Consider the following 18,072-nt stretch of genomic DNA (forward strand, 5'->3'; position numbering starts at 1 on the left):
GTGACGATATTGGAAAGCTTTTTACCCGCATATTTAGAAGAAGTAGTGGGCGACCGTTTCGGTCGCTATTCCAAATACATTATTCAGGACCGCGCGATTCCCGATGTGCGGGATGGCTTGAAGCCGGTGCAGCGGCGCATTTTGTACGCGATGTACGACGCCGGCAATACGCCGGACAAGTCGTACCGGAAATCGGCCAAGACCGTCGGCGACGTGATGGGTAACTATCATCCGCATGGCGACGCTTCGATCTACGAAGGGATGGTCCGCATGGCTCAGCCGTGGAAGATGGGACATCCTCTGATCGACGGCCACGGCAACTGGGGCTCGATCGACGATGATCCGGCTGCCGCGATGCGTTATACCGAGGCCCGCTTATCGGAAATCGCGATGGAGCTTCTGCGCGACATCGAGAAGCGCACTGTGCAATTCAAGGATAACTTCGACAATTCGACGAAGGAGCCTGTCGTGCTTCCGGCCCGTTATCCGAATTTGCTCGTGAACGGAGTCAGCGGCATTTCCTCAGGATTTGCCACCGAGATTCCGCCGCATAATCTGCGCGAAGTGATCGACGCCTGCGTGGCGCTGATGGACCGGCCTTCCATGGAGCTGGACGAGCTGATGCAGATTCTTAAAGGGCCGGATTTCCCTACGGGAGGCATCATTATGGGCTCCGAGGGGATCAAGGAAGCGTTCAGGACGGGCAAAGGGCGCATTTACTTGCGCGCGCGCACGGAAATTGAGACAGTGCGCGGCGGAGCCCAGCAGATCGTCGTTACGGAAATTCCGTACCAGGTGGTGAAATCCCGTCTGGTTACGTCCATGGAAAACATCCGTCTGGAGAAAAAAATCGACGGCATCTCCGTCGTCCGCGACGAAAGCGGCCGCAACGGCCTGCGAATCGTCGTGGAGCTGAAAAAGGACGCCGATGCGCAGGGGATTCTCGCTTATCTGTTCAAAAAGACGGATTTGCAGGTGACGTATAATTTCAATATGGTGGCGATCGTCAATAAGACGCCGAAGCAAATGGGCGTCCTTGAAATATTGAGAGCCTATATCGACCATCAAAAAGAAGTGATCACATTCCGTTCCCGGTACGAGCTGGAAAAGGCGGAGGACCGCGCTCACGTGCTGGAAGGGCTGGCCAAGGCGCTTAACATACTGGATGAAGTGATCGCCGCGATCAAAGCGTCGAAAAACCGCCAGGACGCCCAGAATAATCTGGTCGCGCAGTTCGGCTTCACCGAACGCCAGGCCGACGCGATCCTGACGCTGCAATTGTACCGGCTGACCAATCTGGAGATTCATTCGATCGAGAAGGAATTGAAGGAGGTTCAGAAGACGATCGCCTATTTGCGAGGAATCTTAGGCAGCGAGAAGAAGCTGATGAACGTCATCAAGGAAGAAATGACCGGGATTCGTACCAAATTCGGCGTGGACCGCCGTTCCGACATTCAGGACGAGGTAGAGGAGCTCAAGGTCAACCTGGAGGTTATGGTTGCGGCCGAGGACGTGTTCGTGACCTTGTCGAGCGAGGGCTATATCAAGCGGACGAGCAAGCTGTCCTTCACCCGTTCCGGCGGCGAGCTGGAGAAGACGGGCCTTAAAGAGGGCGATTATGTGCGCTATCTGCTGGAAGTGAATACGCTGGAAAACCTGCTGATCTTCACCCAGAAGGGCCAATATTACTTGCTTCCGGTCCATCAGGTTCCCGAGTACAAATGGAAGGAAAACGGCACGGCCATCGTCAACGTCATTCCTATTCCGAAGGACGACAAGATCGTGAACGTCATTCCGATCCGTACCTTCGAGGAGCAGGGCAAGTCGCTTGTCTTCGTGACCAAGAAAGGGCAAGTCAAACGTACGGATCTGAAGGAGTATATGACGAACCGGTCGATCGGCATCGTAGCGTGCAAGGTCGGCGAGAATGACGCGGTGATCGACGTGAAGCTGAGCACGAACGACCAGGATATTATGCTGGTAACGAAGCAGGGGATGGCGATCCGCTTCCGCGAAGACGAAGTCAACCCGATGGGGCGCGCGGCTGCCGGCGTTCGCGGCATTCAGCTGAAAGAGGACGACGAAGTAATCAGCGCCGAATGGATTCAGGGCGAGGAAGGAGAGCTTCTGGTCGTCTCCGATCTCGGGTACGCCAAACGTTCTCTCATTCTCGATTACCCCGTGCAAGGGCGGGGCGGCAAAGGGATCTTCACCTTCGAATTTAAAGACGGCAAGCGGGTTAAACCGAACGGTGCAGCGCTAGTCAAAGCTTACACCGTTAAGGAAGAACTGCTTCTGACGGCCGTATTGCAAAGCGGCGAACGGATGTCGTTCTCGTCCGAGAAAACGCCGATCGAGCAGCGCAAATCGACCGGTCGCCAAGTCATTGCCGTCGCGAAAACCGATTTGATTGCGGATCTGCTCAAGATCGATTAATCGTAACTGTTGTAATCCGGCTCCAGCCGGTCAACAAACTGTAAGAAAAGGTCCAAAACGGCCCACACTGGCATCGTATCATCGAGCTTCTCCAGCCACTGTGGGTCGTTTATTATGCCTTTCTCCAGCGCTTTTTCTCCGATATGCTTTTTCCACGCCTCCATGTCCGCATCACTCCTTCGCATAAATTGACAAGCTCCGCCTATAGTCAAAAGCCCATATTGCAATATATGTTGAATGGGGTCTAATGTTCCTGATTTTTATCGTTTAAAGTCTTAAAATATTTACGCTGTTAACCTTTAATCCGCGCTTTGGCGATGGTATAATAGGAACTACAGCAAGAACGGCCGGATGAACTTTCCTAAGAGCCCATTTTATGAAACTCGAAGTAAAGTATGGTAGATACAGGAGTGATGAAATGTGATTACTCAGGAATTTGCGAAGCTGTGGTGGAAGCTTTCCAAGGATTTGCGCATCCATATGGAGACGGAGCTGGCCCCGACGTTAACGGAAGGGCAGCTGACGGTGCTCGAGCTGCTGTCGGGCCGCGATCGGATGAAGCCTTCGGACTTCATTGAATTTTTGACGACGACGCCGGCCGCGATTACGACCTTGCTGGACCGGATGGAGAAGGCCGAGCTGATTTCGCGCGAACGCGACGAGAAGGACCGCCGGATCGTGTGGGTTCATGTGACCGAGAAAGGAAAGGCCGAGTGTCAGCGAGGGCTGAGCATCCGCGAGCATTTTCTGCAAAATTATTTGAGCCGGATTTCCTCTCATAATCAGCAGCTCCTGGTGTACTTGTTAGGAAAAGTCGCTAACGCGTAAAAAGAATGGGGCAGACGGCTCATATAATAAGCAGCGTGTATTCGACGTATCGCTCTGGAAGCACGGTGAACATGCAGCCGCAGGTCGCTCATGTATTCACCGCACTTGCAGGGCCGACATTCAGGGCAGGGAAAGGTCGCCGGTACAACGCCGATCAGGCATGGCTTAGGGCAAGGGGGAGAGCTTCCTCCTTGCCTGTTTGCGTTAAAGCCGTGAATGGGCAGGCGCGAGCTGGTATAATGATAGGCGTCATATCATGTGAACGGCTGTCGGTGCAGGAGAGGAGTTTGGCGATGAGTACGGAACTAATATTGGATATGAACGGTTTGAGCAAGCGGATCGCTGCGTTAGGGGAGGAGCGGGTTCTGTTCTCAGGCGTAACGGCGCGATTGGAGCAGCCTGCGGTCATCGCGCTGCTCGGCTTGTCCGGGCAAGGGAAGAGCACGCTTCTGCGAATCATCGGGCTTCTCGACGCAGCCAGCGAAGGAAGCATCCGCTATCGGGGGCGAAAGCCGGAAGAATGGACTTCGCAGGAATGGAGGAAGAAGGTATGCTACGTCGCCCAGCATGCCGTCATGCTGCCGGGGAGCGTGGAGGATAATCTGAGGGCCGTCAGCATTTTACATAAGCAGCCGTTTGACCGGGCATTGGCCAGCCAATTGCTCCGGGACTGCGGGCTGGAGCAATTGGACCTGGGCAAGCGCGCTTCCGACCTATCGGGCGGGGAGAAGCAGCGCGTCGCTTTGGTGCGTTCTTTGCTGCTGCGTCCGGATATTTTGCTGCTCGACGAAATTACCGCATCGCTCGATTTGCACAGCAAGCAAGCCGTCGAGCGGCTGCTCGCCTCCTGGCATCGGCAGGAAGCGGCTTCGATGATCTGGGTGACCCATGACCTGGAGCAGGCTCGTCAGAACAGCCACAAGGTCTGGTTTATGGCCGAGCATACGCTGCTTGAGAACATGGACACCGAATTGTTTTTTCAGCGTCCCGATTCCGAAGCGGCGCGCAAATTTTTACAGATTCCGTGAAGGAGCGGGGAAACCGGAATGACGAATACGGCGTTAGGCTTTACTCTTGTTTTCATTGCCGTGACGATTTTAATTTCCATGTGGCAGAAGCTGGGTTTAGAAAAGGAAATCGCTATCGGTACGGTAAGATCGGCGGTTCAGCTGCTGCTGGTCGGCTACGTGCTGCAGTTTGCGTTTAATGCGGACAACGTTGTTTTTTTGCTGCTGATTATAGGAACGATGATTGCGGTCGCTTCCTGGAATGCGGGGCATAGAGGGCGAGGGCTTGCCGGCATACGATGGCGAATTGCGATTGCGATCTTCGCGACGGAAGCGGTGACGATGGGGCTATTGCTCAGCCTTGACATTATCGAGAGGACGCCGCAGTATGTGATTCCGATGAGCGGAATTACGATCGGCAGCGCGATGGTCGTCTCCGGCCTGTTCATCAATCAGATGAAACGCGAGGCGCAGGCGTCCAAAGGGGAGATTGAAGCGCTTCTGTCGCTCGGAGCTTCTGCGCGCCAAGCGATTCACGAGCCGCTCAAGCGCTCCGTCAAGGCCAGCATGATTCCGACGATAGACGGAATGAAGACCGTAGGGCTGGTTCAGCTCCCGGGCATGATGACCGGGATGATCGTCGCGGGCGCGAATCCTGTGGAAGCGGTCCGCTATCAGGTGCTTATCATGTTCGCCTTAGTCTCCTCGGCGGCATTGACGAGCATTCTGCTCAGCTTGCTTTGCTACAGGCTGTGGTTTACCAAAGATGATAGATTGATAGATATCGGGTCATAGTGAGCCCCGTGCTTCCATGCGGGGTGCGCCAAACGTCCCGGCACATTAAAAAGCCTGCTTCTGCCAAATGGCGGAAACAGGCTTTTGTGCGCATGCATGATGGGGCGCTCTGTGCCGAAGCTTAGGTTCCGATCATTGCTCATGGATACTCGCGCTATTGCAGCTTCTCGCTCCAAAGAAACCAAGGGTATGATGCGGGAGGCGCGGAACGGAAGCTTAGCGTCTCCTTCGTCGTCGGATGCTCGAAGCTGAGCTCGGTCGACCAAAGCGCGATTTGCTGACCGGGCTTCGTCAGATGGGCGCCGTATCGCTGGTCTCCGACGAGCGGGCAGCCGATTGCCGCAAATTGCACGCGAATTTGATGCGGCCGTCCCGTATGAAGCTCGACCTGCACGAGAGAGAGACCTTCCGAATGGTCGAGCACCTGATAGTCGAGCACGGCCTCTTTGGCCCCCGGCTTGCCGGGAACGGCGACGGATACCATATTCGTTTTCGTATCCTTGAGCAAATAATGCTTTAGCGTCCCATGCGGCTCTTGCGGCCTTCCGTTTACGACCGCCGTGTAGATTTTGCGGATGGAGCGGGTGCGCACCGCGTCGGATAGTCTGGACGCGGCCTTCGACGTTTTGGCGAACACCATGACGCCCCCGACCGGACGGTCCAGCCTGTGCACAAGCCCAAGGTAGACGTTGCCCGGCTTGCGGTGACGATGCTTTAAATCCTGCTTGATCATCGTCAGCAAGTCAGGGTCCCGCGAATCGTCCTCCTGGGTCGGCACATTCACCGGCTTGACGACGACGATCACATGGTTGTCTTCATACAGCACTTCTATGGCGGGGAGAGAGGCTTGCGCCATCCGTTACGCCTCCCAACGGCCCAAAATGCCGCAAGGGAGCATGAGCTTCGAAGCGGTAATCGGCAGGCCGATTTCGCCGCAGGTGATATTGCCGCCGTAGGCCCGGCCCATCGACATGGCCAAAATATTTTTCAATACGGTGGCGGAAATGCCGGTCGTATACGAATTGATCAGCATGAACAGCGGCCTGTCCGACATAATCTGCATGCACTGTTCCACGAACGGGTACAGATTCGTCTCCAGCTTCCAAGTTTCCCCGTTCGGGCCGCGCCCGTAGGAAGGAGGGTCCATGATGATGGCGTCGTATTTGCTGCCGCGGCGCTGTTCGCGCTGTACGAATTTGAACACGTCGTCGGTGATAAAGCGTACGGGACGGTCGCCGAGTCCGGACAGATGCAAATTTTCCTTGGCCCACTGCACGACCCCTTTGGACGCGTCGACATGGCATACGTCCGCCCCCGCATAGGCGCAGGCTACGCTGGCGCCGCCCGTATAGGCGAACAGATTGAGGACGCGGATTTTGCGGCCCGCTCCCTGGATTTTATCCATCATCCACTTCCAGTTGGCGGCTTGCTCCGGGAACAGTCCGGTATGCTTGAAGCTGGTCGGTTTGATATGGAACGACAGCTTGTCGTAGGAGATCGTCCACCGCTCGGGCAGCTCCTTCTTATATTCCCACTGACCGCCGCCGCTCGCGCTTCTATGATAATGGGCGTCGGCGCCCCGCCATAAGCCGTTTTCCTTGTGAATCGGCCAAATAATTTGCGGGTCCGGCCGGCGCAGAACGATGCTGCCCCAACGCTCCAGCTTCTCGCCGTCTCCCGTATCGATTAATTCGTAATCTTTCCAATCATGTGCTGCAAACATAATGTAACCTTCCTTCTATCATTTTCCCGTGTGCATTCCGTTGTTCAAAAAAAGCACCTACCACATTTTACACTAATTGCTTGCGTAAAGCCATGGAGCGGCCTGGGGAAAGTCAACCGAGAACAGCATCATGCTTTTTATACAAAAGTCGATGACAAAAAGACCGGCTCGTTGGCCGGTCTGTCGTCTTTTCCCATAATCGGAACAAGCTTATTGGGGCAATTCTACGTTCGTGATCAGGCCCGGAAGCTCTTTGGTCATGAAGTCATTGTATTTCGTTTGCGATAACGATTGTTTAAGCGTTTCTTTCAGCTCGTCATAAGGAATGACGCCGCGCGATTCCACGCGGATAATATGGTAGCCGTATTCCGTCTCGATCGGATCGCTGATTTTATTCAGTTCGAGCGTCATGGTCGCCTTCTTGAAATTCTCGGTCCATTGGCTCACCGGCACATTCGCATATAACCCGCCGTTATCCTTGGAGCCAGGGTCTTCCGAATACTGCTTGGCCAGCTCGGCAAAATCGGCGCCGGCCGCAAGCTTGTCTTGAATTTCCTTCAGCTTGGCGTCGACGGTTTCCTTAGGCAGCTTGCTGCCTTTATCGTCCTCGTTCATCACGAGAATATGTCTCACCGATGCGGTAATGACGCTCTCGTCGCCGCTTGCGGCTTTCTTGTCGTATTCGGCTTTGACGGTCGCATCGTCGACCGCATTGGTCGACCAGGTCTGCAGCGTTACCGTATCCCGGACAAACGTTTTCAAATCGTCCTCGCTGAGGCCCTGCTGCTTCAATTGCTCGCTTAAGGTTTGGGCGGAGGACGAATTCAGCTGCTCCAATTGCCGCATTTGCCCGTCGACGAGAGCGGGAAGCTTGGCGGCCGTTTCTTCATCCAACTTGCCGGCGATGATATGAGATGCGGCGATTTGGTCAATAATATACTGTTTGTACTGATTGTCCTGCTCATGCTGCGCGTTTTGCGGGTTCAGGAAGCGCATGACGGCCGCAAACTTTTCGTAATCGCCGCGCGTCACCTGTCCTCCCTGATATTCGGCGACGGTTGCTGCCGTATCGAGCTTCTTGCCGACCCAGATCGTCTGGGTCTCGTCATCCCATTGGACGTCCTTGCCGAGAGCTTCGCTGACGAAACGAAGAGGCACATAGGTCGTGCCGTTGTAGATGAAACCTTGGCCCTGATCTTCCGCCGGTTTTTTCTCAAAACCGTCAAACATATATTTCAGGTTCTGGAAATATACTTCAATCTGAGTTCCGCTGGCGTAAGCCACGCTCCCTGTCAGCATAACGCCGAGAGAGAGGCCAAGCACCAAGCCTTTCAATTTGTCGTTCATTCGTGTAATGACATCCTTTCTTGCCTTACGGCCAGCTTCGGGCAGTCCTTGTTCGAATCGCCGGAGCGAATGCAGGACGTTTACTCGTATACTCGAATCGCCCAATAAAAAGTATTCCAGACGAATTGACAAAATCCTCCTCGGACGGAAAATAAGTATGTTTTTAGAATTAACGAACTATTTGAAAAAAACGGAGAGGAATTTGCCAATCGATGTAGTATTTCAATATTAGAGGCGCAAAATTGAACAATAAGGGATGTGTGACCTATGATGAGCGTAATCCCTGGTCCGGAAGATCTTTACCTGTTTCATGAAGGGAATTTATTCCGCAGCTACCGGGTGTTGGGGGCGCATTTTACGGAGCATGAAGGGACCCTTGGCGTTCGGTTTTCCGTCTGGGCCCCCCATGCGCGCGAAGTCCGCGTTATTGGAGATTTTAATTACTGGAACGGCAGCGAGCATGTCCTCAGCAAAATCAGCGTTTGGGGCGTGTGGAGTCTGTTCGTGCCAAATGTCCGCGAGGGCGAGTATTACAAATACGAGATCGTCACCTCGCACGGAACGCTAGTATGGAAGGCCGATCCGTACGCTTTTCATTCCGAGCTGAAGCCGGGAACGGCCTCCCGGGTTTGTTCGCTGGAAGGTTACGAATGGCATGATGACGCCTGGCAGGAAGCGAAGCGCCGGCAGCTGCCGTACGACCGGCCGATGAACATCTATGAGGTCCATATGGGCACATGGAAAAAGAAGCCGGGCGACGGGTACTATACGTACCGTGAGCTGGCCGACGAGTTGGTGGATTACGTCGCGCACATGGGCTATACCCATATCGAGCTGATGCCGCTCGCCGAGCATCCTTTTGACCGCTCGTGGGGCTATCAGGCGACGGGCTACTACTCCGTTACCAGCCGCTTCGGAACGCCGAAGGATTTCATGTATTTTGTCGACCGCTGCCATCAGCAGGGAATCGGCGTGATTATGGACTGGGTGCCGGGGCATTTTGTGAAGGACGATCACGGCCTGCGCCATTTTGACGGCCAGCCGCTCTATGAGCACAGCGATCCGCTCAGAGCCGAGAAGCCCGAGTGGGGGACGATGGCCTTCGATTTCTCCAAGCCGGAAGTCGTCAGCTTCCTGATCTCCAACGCCTTGTTCTGGATGGATATGTTCCATATTGACGGTCTGCGGGTCGACGCCGTCGCCAGCTTGCTGTATTTGAACTTCGGCAAGCCGCGCGAGCAGTGGATCAAGAACGAGCAGGGCGGGGAAGACAATCCGGAAGCGATTGCGTTTTTGAAGAAGCTCAACCAGACGGTATTTGCCCATTATCCGGATGCACTTATGATGGCGGAGGATTCGAGCGACTGGCCCCTCGTTACCGCGCCTGTGCATGACGGAGGCCTCGGATTCAACTACAAATGGAACATGGGCTGGATGAACGACATGCTGCGCTACATGGAATGCGATCCGTATTTCCGCAAGGGCCGGCATAACTTGCTAACTTTTTCTTTCATGTACACCTACTCCGAAAATTACGTGCTGCCCTTATCTCACGATGAGGTCGTGCACGGCAAGAAATCGCTTCTCAACAAAATGCCGGGTGATTACTGGCAAAAATTCGCTAACCTGCGGGTGCTGTACGGCTATATGATGGGGCATCCGGGCAAAAAGCTGCTGTTCATGGGCGGCGAATTCGGGCAGTTCGACGAATGGAAGGATCTTGAGGATCTGGACTGGGAAATGCTCGGCTATGACAGTCACCGGGGCATGCATCAGTACGTCCACGATTTAAACCACCTTTATTTGCAAGAAAAAGCGCTTTGGGAGCTGGACCACAGCCCCGAAGGATTTTCCTGGATTGATCCGCACGACCACAACCAGAGCATTGTTACTTTCACCAGACAATCGAGCGATCCGAATGATTTTTTGATCATTGTCTGCAATTTTACTCCGGTAACCCACGCACGATACCGGATTGGCGTACCTTTTGCGGGGGAATATACGGAGCGGTTTAACAGCGATACCCCTGTTTACGGAGGGTCCGGGCAGTTGAATACGGGAAGGCTCAAGACGGAGAACGTGTCTTGGCACTTCCAGCCTTGCAGCTTGCATATTACGATTCCCCCGCTTGCAACCGTTGTTTTGAAGCCTGTCAAAATTGGACGCAAAGAAGCTGCTGGAAAAAGAGAAAGGGGATAGGTTCGATGCGCAAAAAAGAGTGCGTGGCCATGCTGCTCGCAGGGGGCGAGGGACGGCGTTTAGGAGTGTTAACCAATAAATTGGCGAAGCCCGCTGTTCATTTTGGAGGGAAATATCGCATTATCGATTTTACTTTGAGCAATTGCACCAATTCGGGCATCGATACGGTGGGCGTGCTGACGCAGTATCAGCCGCTCGTGCTGAACTCGTATATCGGCATCGGGACACCGTGGGACCTCGACCGCAAAAGCGGGGGGGTAACCGTGCTGCCCCCTTATATGGAGCAGCAGGGCGGCGATTGGTACCGGGGTACGGCCAACGCTATTTACCGCAACATATCATTCATCGAGCAGTACGATCCGGAATACGTTCTGGTCATATCCGGCGACCACATCTATAAGATGGATTACGATCGGATGCTCGATTTTCATAAGAGAAAGGGCGCCGACGCCACGATCGCCGTCATCGAAGTGAGATGGGATGAAGCAAGCCGCTTCGGGATCATGAGCACGGACGACGACGAACGTATTGTCGAATTCGCCGAGAAGCCGAAAGAGCCCAAGAGCAATTTGGCCTCCATGGGCATTTACATATTCAATTGGCAGGTGCTTAAAGCCTACCTGACGATGGACGAGAACAATCCCGAATCCAGCAAGGACTTCGGTAAAGATGTCATACCGCTGATGCTTCGCGAAAAATTAAACATATATGCCTATCCGTTCGAAGGTTATTGGAAAGATGTCGGCACGATCGAGAGCTTATGGGAAGCGAATATGGATCTTCTGGAAAATGAGCCGCAGTTTAATTTGAACGACCGCGAATGGCGGATCTATTCGGTCAATCCTTGCCAGCCGGGCCAATATGTGGCTCCGACGGCGCAAATCAGACGCTCGCTCGTCAACGAGGGCTGCAGCGTATTCGGAGAAGTCGATCATTCCGTATTGTTCTATGGCGTGCACGTTGGCGAAGGCTGCTACATCAAGGACTCCGTCATCATGCCGAATGTGAAGATCGGGAACAACGTAAAAATATATAAGGCGATCATAGGGGAGAACACCGTCGTAGAAGACGGCTGCGTCATCGGAGACGCGGACGGCGATTCCAACATCATCTTGATCGGCGGCAATGAAACTATCAGTATGGCGACGATGACCAACTTGAAAGGGTGAGTTCGTATGAAGCGAATGATGGGTGTTATCAATCTGGTGAACGAGCCTGATGATCTGGAAGAACTGACCTATTCCCGCTGCGTGGCTTCGGTTCCCTTCGGAGCGAGGTACCGGCTGATCGATTTTGCGCTTTCCAATATGGTCAATTCCGGGATGGAGAACGTCGCCGTTTTTACACAGCATAAATACCGTTCCTTGATGGACCATCTCGGCTCCGGCAAGGAGTGGGATTTGGACCGCAAACGCGGAGGGCTGTTCCTCTTGCCTGCGATTTTGCACGAAACGACGGGGATGGCCCGCGGGGACCTGTTCCAATTTTACAGCCACCGCGATTATTTTTACCGGGCGCGCGAGGAATATGTCGTCATCTCCCGCAGCCATATCGTCTGCAACCTCGATTTCAACGAAGTGCTGGATTACCATTTGGAGAAAAACGCCGATATTACGGTCGTCTACAAGGAAGCGGAAGAAGAGGAATTCGCCAAATTCCGCCGGCTCGCCGTCAAAGAAGACGGACAGGTTACCGTGATGGAAGATCATTCCGGCCGTCTGCGCAACGACAATATTTCGATGGAAATGTACGTGATGAGCAAGGAGCTGCTGCTTGACATGGTCGAGTCTTGCCTGGCGCAGGGCTACGATCATTTGGTCCGCGACGGCATTATGAAAAATATCGGCAAGCTCAGCGTTTACGGATACGAGCATAAAGGACATACTGGCATAGTGAATACGATTCAAAGCTACTATAAACATAGCATGCAGCTTCTGAATCCGAATGTTTGGCGCGAGCTGTTCTTTCAAAAAAATCTCGTTTTTACCAAAGTCAAAGACGAACCTCCGGCCAAATACGCCGATAACGCCCATACCCGCAACTCCCTGATCGCCAACGGCTGCGTGATCGAAGGCAAGGTGGAGAATTGCATTTTGTTCCGCGGCGTCAAAATCCGCAAGGGCGCATATGTGAAAAACTGCATCATTTTGCAAAACTGCGAGATTGAAGAAAATGTCATTATCGAAAATGCGATTCTCGACAAGGACGTATTTATTAGCAGGGGCCGGGTGCTTACCGGGGATAAACAGGCGCCGTTCATCGCTTCCAAAACGAAGGTTATCTGACGCGCGATAAGGCGGGGACGTCATTCGAGGCGCCCCGTCTTTTTTTCTTCGGGCAAGTCTCAATTGAAAAGGAGTGGGAAGCCATGAAAGTGTTATTTGCCGCATCGGAAGCCGTACCTTTCGTCAAAACGGGAGGCTTGGCGGATGTCATAGGCTCTCTGCCGAAGCAATTGGCGGGGCAGGGACTGGACGTGAGGGTCATACTGCCGAAATACGAAGATATTCCCGATCAGTATGCGCAGGCGATGGAAACCGTCTCCACCTTCACTTTGCAGATGGGCTGGAGACAGCTGTACTGCGGTATCTTGAAGTTGGAGCATGAGGGGATCGTATTTTACTTCGTCGACAATGAATATTATTTCCGCCGCCGGGGCTGCTATGGATATGAGGACGATGCCGAACGGTTCGCTTTCTTTTGCCGGGCGGTTATGGATTCGCTGCAGCATATCGATTTCATTCCCGATGTGATTCACTGTCACGATTGGCAGGCCGGAATGATTCCGGTATTGTACCGCGCCCATTTTAGCTACCAGCCGAAATACGCTCATATCAAAACGATGATGACGGTTCATAATTTGAAATATCAAGGGGTATTCGCCAAAGAGCTGTTCAAGGACTTCTTCGCGCTAGGGGACGAGCATTTTACCGGTTATGCGCTGGAGCAGTACGGGGGAGCCAGCTTTATGAAAGGCGGGCTGTTGTATTCGGATCTCATTACGACGGTCAGTCCGACGTATGCGGCGGAAATTCAGACGCCGTTCTACGGCGAATATTTGGACGGCCTGCTGCGCAGCCAAAGCCACCGGCTGTACGGAATCGTCAACGGCATCGATTACGCCGAGTTCGATCCGATGACCGATCCGAATCTGGAAGTCCATTACCGCGATTCGCTGGAGAAGAAGCAGCAGAACAAGCTGAAGCTTCAGGAGAGGCTGGGGCTGACGGTACGCAAGGATGTGCCGCTGATCGCTCTGGTAACCCGTCTGGTCGAGCAGAAGGGACTCGCCTTGATCGACCGCGTGATGGCCGAGCTCATGGCGCTGGATGCGCAGTGGGTTATTCTCGGAACGGGAGAACATCGCTTCGAGCAGCTGTTCCGCTGGGCCCAGGAAAGCTATCCCGGCAAGGTGTCCGCCAACATCACGTTCAGCGAAGGCTTGGCCCGGCAAATTTATGCGGCATCGGACTTGTTCCTGATGCCGTCGCAGTTCGAGCCGTGCGGGATCGGGCAGCTGATAGCGATGCGGTACCGTTCGGTGCCGATCGTCCGGGAGACCGGCGGCCTGAAGGATACCGTGCAGTCTTACAATGAAGCGACAGGCGAAGGCACGGGGTTCAGCTTCGCGCATTACAATGCGCATGACATGCTGTATACGATCGAGCGGGCGGTGCGGCTGTATCGCGAAGAGGAAGCTTGGGCCCGCATTATGGACAATATTAAGCAAAAAGATTTCAGCTGGACGCAATCGGCGCAGGAATATGCCGCATTGTATGAACAGATGCTTCGATAGCCTCACCGGGAATAATATCCGGATGTGACAAAAAGACAGCCTGATCGATTTTGAACCGCTCCTCCGTTTTTGCATGCTTCTCTGGCACTTGAGGACGGTTCAATCGCTATCGGGCTGTCTTTGGTTTTTTCCGGCGCGCCTGCACCTTCTTATCAGGAATGATCTGCGGCCAGATCGTCGTAATACATCGTCTCATTGTTGAAGGAACGGTTGATGGATAAGAAGGTGTGCAGCAGCTCGAAGAGCTCCGATTGGTCGAGCTGCAGCGATACGTGCCCGCTGCCGGCCGCATTAGTGGAAACATTGAGCAAGATCGATTTGTGATCCTGATCAACCTGGATTTCCCATTGATCTTTCTTCAACACGCTTTCCCACATGTGCAGTTCCACTCCCCTTTTTTTACTGAGGTCTCATGCTTGTTCATCTTTGGACATGATATTCATTATATGAGCCTCCGAAGGATAATATGACAGCCTGCCTGCTGTTTTTGCCGGCAGGGCCGCGCCCTGCGGTCAACGAAGAAGAGAGCCTAACCTTGTCAGGATAGGCTCTTTCTTTCATTGTGAATCCGTTTTTCGAGTGCGCATCTGCCGGGCGCGCCAGTGGCTGCGGCCCCAAATCGGTGCTTTTAAAGTTCCTGGGGAGCTCGTGCGGCGCTTAAGAATGCAAGTCCGGACCGGAGAAAATACGCCCTAAAGCGACAAGCTTTCGACAGACCTATACAAAAAAAGTGTCATAGGACTAGTTCTGGTTCTATCAACCTATTGCGTCTTATTTACCAAATAATTTACACTCAAGCTATAAGCGGAACGTGCGGGCCTTACATTTGCCGTTCTGCAATGCCTTGGAAAGCGCGGGCCGAAGGCGGAATGCGCCTCAAGGAAGAGGCATCTGCATTGCGGAAAACTCTACTTTTCCAATAGGGATTATTTATTATCTTCTGTTACAATACTCTTCTAGCTGTAATATAGCGACTCGAATATTTGCTCAGATCGCTTATAATGACCCCGTTCACGGAGCTGCCAATTGTGTTATGTATAAATTGGCCGTTTCCGATATAAATACCAACATGATTAACTTTCCCCGGCGTTGTCGTACTGAAGAAGATCAGATCGCCTTTTTTTAAGTTGCTTTTGCTGACATAGGTGCCCTGTTTGCTCTGTGCGGTGGAACCCCATTTGAGCGTGACTCCTTGAGTGCCAAATACATATTTGGTAAAAGAGGAGCAATCGAAGATCATCTTAGACGGATTGTTCACTCCGAATTCATAGCGTACTTTGCCCTGTAAGGACTTCGCCTTGGCGATAATCTTGTCCGCCTTCTGACTGGCGGTTGCAGTCGATTGAACTTCTGCGGTTGCGGCATGAGCCGAGATCGGGGCGGTGATCATAGCGGATGTCAAAACAAGGGTGAGACAGCTTGCTCCAACAATGGTTCTGGTTAGCCAACTTGCTTTTGTCATATAATCCTCCCATTAGCCATTAGTGGTGTATCTGGGAGTAGTATATCATGCGCCCTAGTTATTGGTAATCCTCAAAATATGGTAGAAAGATTTTCGAAGTATTACGGCGGAGAAAATAGGGGTTCTCATTATTTTTTACAATTAATTCACAGGGATAAGCATAATCATCACATTTTATTCATAAACATAGTGATAATTTGAATTAAGTAGGAAACAAGGGGTGCATATCATGTACTATTGCATACTGTGCAAGCAGCTTCATCCGCTTGGTTTTAGCGAACGTGAATTCGTTTTCAAAAGCGGCTTTCATTACTTCAGCTCCAATCTGTATCAAGCCGGAGTATGCGCCAAGGAGCCTTATACATTGCCTAAAGAACAACCGGCGACAGCCTGAAAGCAGCAGCCCCGCTTCTTATGGAGAGGGGCTGCATGTTTTGAACCGAACGCGTTAGAATCTTCTAAAAAAGGGCCGTTCCAGCAAAACGATAACGAGCAGGTCGAACAGCACGAGCGGCAGCAGAAACGGGAAAAAAGAAACGGAGGCCTTATTTCCGGTCTGGTTGCGGGACACTCGCAGATAGACTCTGTGTTTGTCCAGCTTGACGATGGTGCCTTGATATACACGACCGTCGGTCGTCTTAATTCGAACCTGCTTGTTCATATATTGCTTGCACTTGCGGTAATTGCGCGTACGTGACATAACAAACCCCTCCCTTCCGGACGATGGTTTTCCTGCTGCAACGATACTCCATTTTTCTAGCAGGACATGTTGTATTATATGCAAATCTATCAGACGGCGTGTGGGCCTAATAATTTGCCGCAGGCTCTTATCTCCCAAGATAACAATTGATATAATGGGGAGAGGAGGAGGATGAACGATGAAACGTACCGCGGCCTTCATATTTGCCCATCCCGATGACGAAACGTTCCTTGCTTCTTGCTTGATCAGGCAGCTGACCGATAACGGCGACCAGCCTATTTTACTGCTGGCTACCAGGGGAGATGCGGGCAAAAAAAACGGCGACGTCGGCCATTTGACTGAGGAGCAGCTTGGCGCAAGGCGCGAGAAAGAAATGGAGCGGGCGGCGGCTATACTCGGGCTTAAGCGCGTAGAGCATCTGGGTTTGCCGGACGGCAAGCTGAACGCGGCGGACGACGTATGGTTCGTGAAGCGCGTAGCCGAGTTTATCCGGGCACATGAGCCTGAAATTGTAATTACCTTCCCGGAAGACGGGGGAAACTTCCATCCGGATCATATGGCGATTTCCAAAATAACGACATCCGCCGTCTTGAGCGGGGACTGTCCGTCCGTGCAGAAGCTGTACTACGTTGCGTCGGAAACGCTGAAGGAACAAGGACATCGCCCTTCCGTCTCCATCGATACCGAACCATGGTGGGATATGAAAGCGGCGGCGCTAAAGGCGCATGATTCGCAGAAATATGCGATAGCCCGTTATTTTGGCGATCTTCGCTTTTGCCCGCAGCAGAGGCGGTATGAAGCTTTCGTCCTTGCCTGGGAGAGAGGGAGTTTTTACCCGGCGAAATCGGAACAGTCGGTAACGGACGGGCTCGTCTGACCTAATATGTGCGTAGGGGGCGTCGAATTTGACAAAACAATATGCCATCGACATGGCCAAAAAACTGTTTAGAGAAACCAATAAATCGTACTACGTCATTTTTGAACCCGATTCCAACGAATATTCCATCATCGATCAGGATGAATTTACGAAAAACGCGGGAGAATGGAACAACCTGGTCATTTTCAGTATCGAAGGTTGATTGCAAGCCAGCCAGATTGAAGTGCAGGAACCGTCGCCGACGCTATAAGCGCCGCCAAAAAGCTTGAGTTTTCAAGCTTTTTTTGTTTCTTCTATACCCTAAATATGGAAATGTGATAAAATGGGAATTATCATTTTGTCGTTGGAATACAAGGGGAGGCAGCTGTGAAAAAGGGCGACGTAACCTTCATCGAGTTAAACGAGACGGATCGATATCCGTTTCAAGAAGATATTGTGATTTCGCGCAAGCAGGTGCATATTCTACAGAAATTACCGGGGTTTATAGCTGTGAAAGCAAGGGCGGATAATGAAGCGGAAGTTCTTGGTTTTATCGTATATACTATCGTGCACGACGAATGTGAAGTCGTATCTCTGAAGAGCACGAAAGAAGGCGTCGGGATCGGTACCCGGTTGTTGGAGCTCGTCAGGCTTAAGGCTGACGAGAGGAAATGCGCGAGAGTTTGGCTGATTACGACGAACGAAAATTGGAAGGCCATCCGATTCTATCAGAAGCGTGGCTTCAATATGAGAGGCTTTTATGCCGATGCAGTTCAAGAGGCGAGAAAGCATAAGCCGAGCATTCCGCTGTATAGCGATGAAGGAATCCCGATTAGGCACGAGATCGAATTTGAACTGCTCCTTGCAAACGGAGAACAAGAGGGTTATTCATATAGCGAATAACCGATCTGCCGGACTGCTGC

19 protein-coding genes are annotated in these 18,072 nt (G+C 52.5%); 12 read left to right on the forward strand and 7 right to left on the reverse strand.

Going from position 1 to position 18,072, the window contains the following annotated elements; genetic code table 11:
• On the forward strand, positions 1–2,436 hold the full coding sequence (gene gyrA / locus N0M98_RS06150) for a DNA gyrase subunit A (RefSeq protein ID WP_249864061.1): 2,436 nt from the start codon (positions 1–3) through the stop codon (positions 2,434–2,436).
• On the opposite strand, the gene N0M98_RS06155 is transcribed toward gyrA, so the two are convergent.
• Positions 2,433–2,600 carry a hypothetical protein gene (locus N0M98_RS06155; RefSeq protein WP_259617267.1) on the reverse strand — a complete coding sequence of 56 codons (168 nt, stop codon included), beginning with the start codon at positions 2,598–2,600 and terminating at the stop codon, positions 2,433–2,435. The genes gyrA and N0M98_RS06155 overlap by 4 nt on opposite strands.
• Before the next feature lie 256 nt (positions 2,601–2,856).
• On the opposite strand from N0M98_RS06155, the gene N0M98_RS06160 reads away from it, so the two are divergent.
• From N0M98_RS06160 to N0M98_RS06170, 3 genes are all read left to right on the forward strand, one after another.
• Positions 2,857–3,264: a MarR family winged helix-turn-helix transcriptional regulator gene (locus N0M98_RS06160; RefSeq protein WP_249864059.1), complete on the forward strand. Its 408-nt coding sequence runs from the start codon at positions 2,857–2,859 to the stop codon at positions 3,262–3,264.
• Between the two features lie 293 nt (positions 3,265–3,557).
• A complete protein-coding gene (locus N0M98_RS06165) occupies positions 3,558–4,292 on the forward strand; it encodes an ABC transporter ATP-binding protein (protein WP_259617268.1) in 735 nt (244 codons plus the stop codon).
• An 18-nt stretch (positions 4,293–4,310) separates the two neighbouring features.
• Positions 4,311–5,066: an ABC transporter permease gene (locus N0M98_RS06170; protein WP_259617269.1), complete on the forward strand. Its 756-nt coding sequence runs from the start codon at positions 4,311–4,313 to the stop codon at positions 5,064–5,066.
• Positions 5,067–5,220: 154 nt separating this feature from the next.
• On the opposite strand, the gene N0M98_RS06175 is transcribed toward N0M98_RS06170, so the two are convergent.
• The 3 genes from N0M98_RS06175 to N0M98_RS06185 all read right to left on the reverse strand — a co-directional run bounded on the left by N0M98_RS06175 (position 5,221) and on the right by N0M98_RS06185 (position 8,136).
• Entirely contained in the window at positions 5,221–5,922 is a 702-nt protein-coding gene (locus N0M98_RS06175; RefSeq protein WP_249864056.1) for an RluA family pseudouridine synthase, read from the reverse strand.
• Positions 5,923–5,925: 3 nt separating this feature from the next.
• The gene (locus tag N0M98_RS06180; RefSeq protein WP_249864055.1) at positions 5,926–6,789 is read right to left on the reverse strand and encodes a class I SAM-dependent methyltransferase; all 864 of its coding nucleotides are present in this window, start codon (positions 6,787–6,789) and stop codon (positions 5,926–5,928) included.
• A 210-nt stretch (positions 6,790–6,999) separates the two neighbouring features.
• On the reverse strand, positions 7,000–8,136 hold the full coding sequence (locus N0M98_RS06185; protein WP_259617270.1) for a peptidylprolyl isomerase: 1,137 nt from the start codon (positions 8,134–8,136) through the stop codon (positions 7,000–7,002).
• Between the two features lie 267 nt (positions 8,137–8,403).
• On the opposite strand from N0M98_RS06185, the gene glgB reads away from it, so the two are divergent.
• From glgB to glgA, 4 genes are all read left to right on the forward strand, one after another.
• On the forward strand, positions 8,404–10,335 hold the full coding sequence (gene glgB, locus N0M98_RS06190; protein ID WP_249864053.1) for a 1,4-alpha-glucan branching protein GlgB: 1,932 nt from the start codon (positions 8,404–8,406) through the stop codon (positions 10,333–10,335).
• 5 nt (positions 10,336–10,340) lie between these two features.
• On the forward strand, positions 10,341–11,504 hold the full coding sequence (locus tag N0M98_RS06195) for a glucose-1-phosphate adenylyltransferase (protein WP_259617271.1): 1,164 nt from the start codon (positions 10,341–10,343) through the stop codon (positions 11,502–11,504).
• A 15-nt stretch (positions 11,505–11,519) separates the two neighbouring features.
• A complete protein-coding gene (gene glgD, locus N0M98_RS06200) occupies positions 11,520–12,620 on the forward strand; it encodes a glucose-1-phosphate adenylyltransferase subunit GlgD (protein WP_375295451.1) in 1,101 nt (366 codons plus the stop codon).
• Positions 12,621–12,703: 83 nt separating this feature from the next.
• Complete coding sequence (gene glgA / locus N0M98_RS06205; protein ID WP_249864050.1) at positions 12,704–14,131, forward strand: glycogen synthase GlgA; 1,428 nt, start codon at positions 12,704–12,706, stop codon at positions 14,129–14,131.
• 152 nt (positions 14,132–14,283) lie between these two features.
• On the opposite strand, the gene N0M98_RS06210 is transcribed toward glgA, so the two are convergent.
• Positions 14,284–14,508, reverse strand: coding sequence for a hypothetical protein (locus tag N0M98_RS06210; protein ID WP_249864049.1), 225 nt, complete (start codon positions 14,506–14,508; stop codon positions 14,284–14,286).
• 566 nt (positions 14,509–15,074) lie between these two features.
• Positions 15,075–15,593 carry a C40 family peptidase gene (locus N0M98_RS06215; protein ID WP_249864048.1) on the reverse strand — a complete coding sequence of 173 codons (519 nt, stop codon included), beginning with the start codon at positions 15,591–15,593 and terminating at the stop codon, positions 15,075–15,077.
• A gap of 229 nt (positions 15,594–15,822) precedes the next feature.
• Here N0M98_RS06215 and N0M98_RS06220 point away from each other — a divergent pair, with 229 nt between their 5' ends.
• Positions 15,823–15,987 (forward strand): DUF3973 domain-containing protein, encoded by a 165-nt coding sequence (locus N0M98_RS06220; RefSeq protein WP_249864047.1) that lies wholly within the window; start codon positions 15,823–15,825, stop codon positions 15,985–15,987.
• A gap of 54 nt (positions 15,988–16,041) precedes the next feature.
• On the opposite strand, the gene N0M98_RS06225 is transcribed toward N0M98_RS06220, so the two are convergent.
• Positions 16,042–16,293, reverse strand: a complete 252-nt coding sequence (locus N0M98_RS06225; RefSeq protein ID WP_259617272.1) for an LSM domain-containing protein — start codon at positions 16,291–16,293, stop codon at positions 16,042–16,044.
• Positions 16,294–16,471: 178 nt separating this feature from the next.
• Here N0M98_RS06225 and N0M98_RS06230 point away from each other — a divergent pair, with 178 nt between their 5' ends.
• The 3 genes from N0M98_RS06230 to N0M98_RS06240 all read left to right on the forward strand — a co-directional run bounded on the left by N0M98_RS06230 (position 16,472) and on the right by N0M98_RS06240 (position 18,052).
• Positions 16,472–17,170 (forward strand): PIG-L deacetylase family protein, encoded by a 699-nt coding sequence (locus N0M98_RS06230; protein ID WP_259617273.1) that lies wholly within the window; start codon positions 16,472–16,474, stop codon positions 17,168–17,170.
• Between the two features lie 28 nt (positions 17,171–17,198).
• Positions 17,199–17,372 (forward strand): hypothetical protein, encoded by a 174-nt coding sequence (locus N0M98_RS06235; RefSeq protein WP_249864044.1) that lies wholly within the window; start codon positions 17,199–17,201, stop codon positions 17,370–17,372.
• 164 nt (positions 17,373–17,536) lie between these two features.
• Positions 17,537–18,052, forward strand: coding sequence for a GNAT family N-acetyltransferase (locus N0M98_RS06240; protein ID WP_259617274.1), 516 nt, complete (start codon positions 17,537–17,539; stop codon positions 18,050–18,052).
• Positions 18,053–18,072: the final 20 nt, after the last annotated feature.

Source organism: Paenibacillus doosanensis (assembly GCF_025060755.1).
GTDB lineage: Bacteria > Bacillota > Bacilli > Paenibacillales > NBRC-103111 > Paenibacillus_S > Paenibacillus_S doosanensis.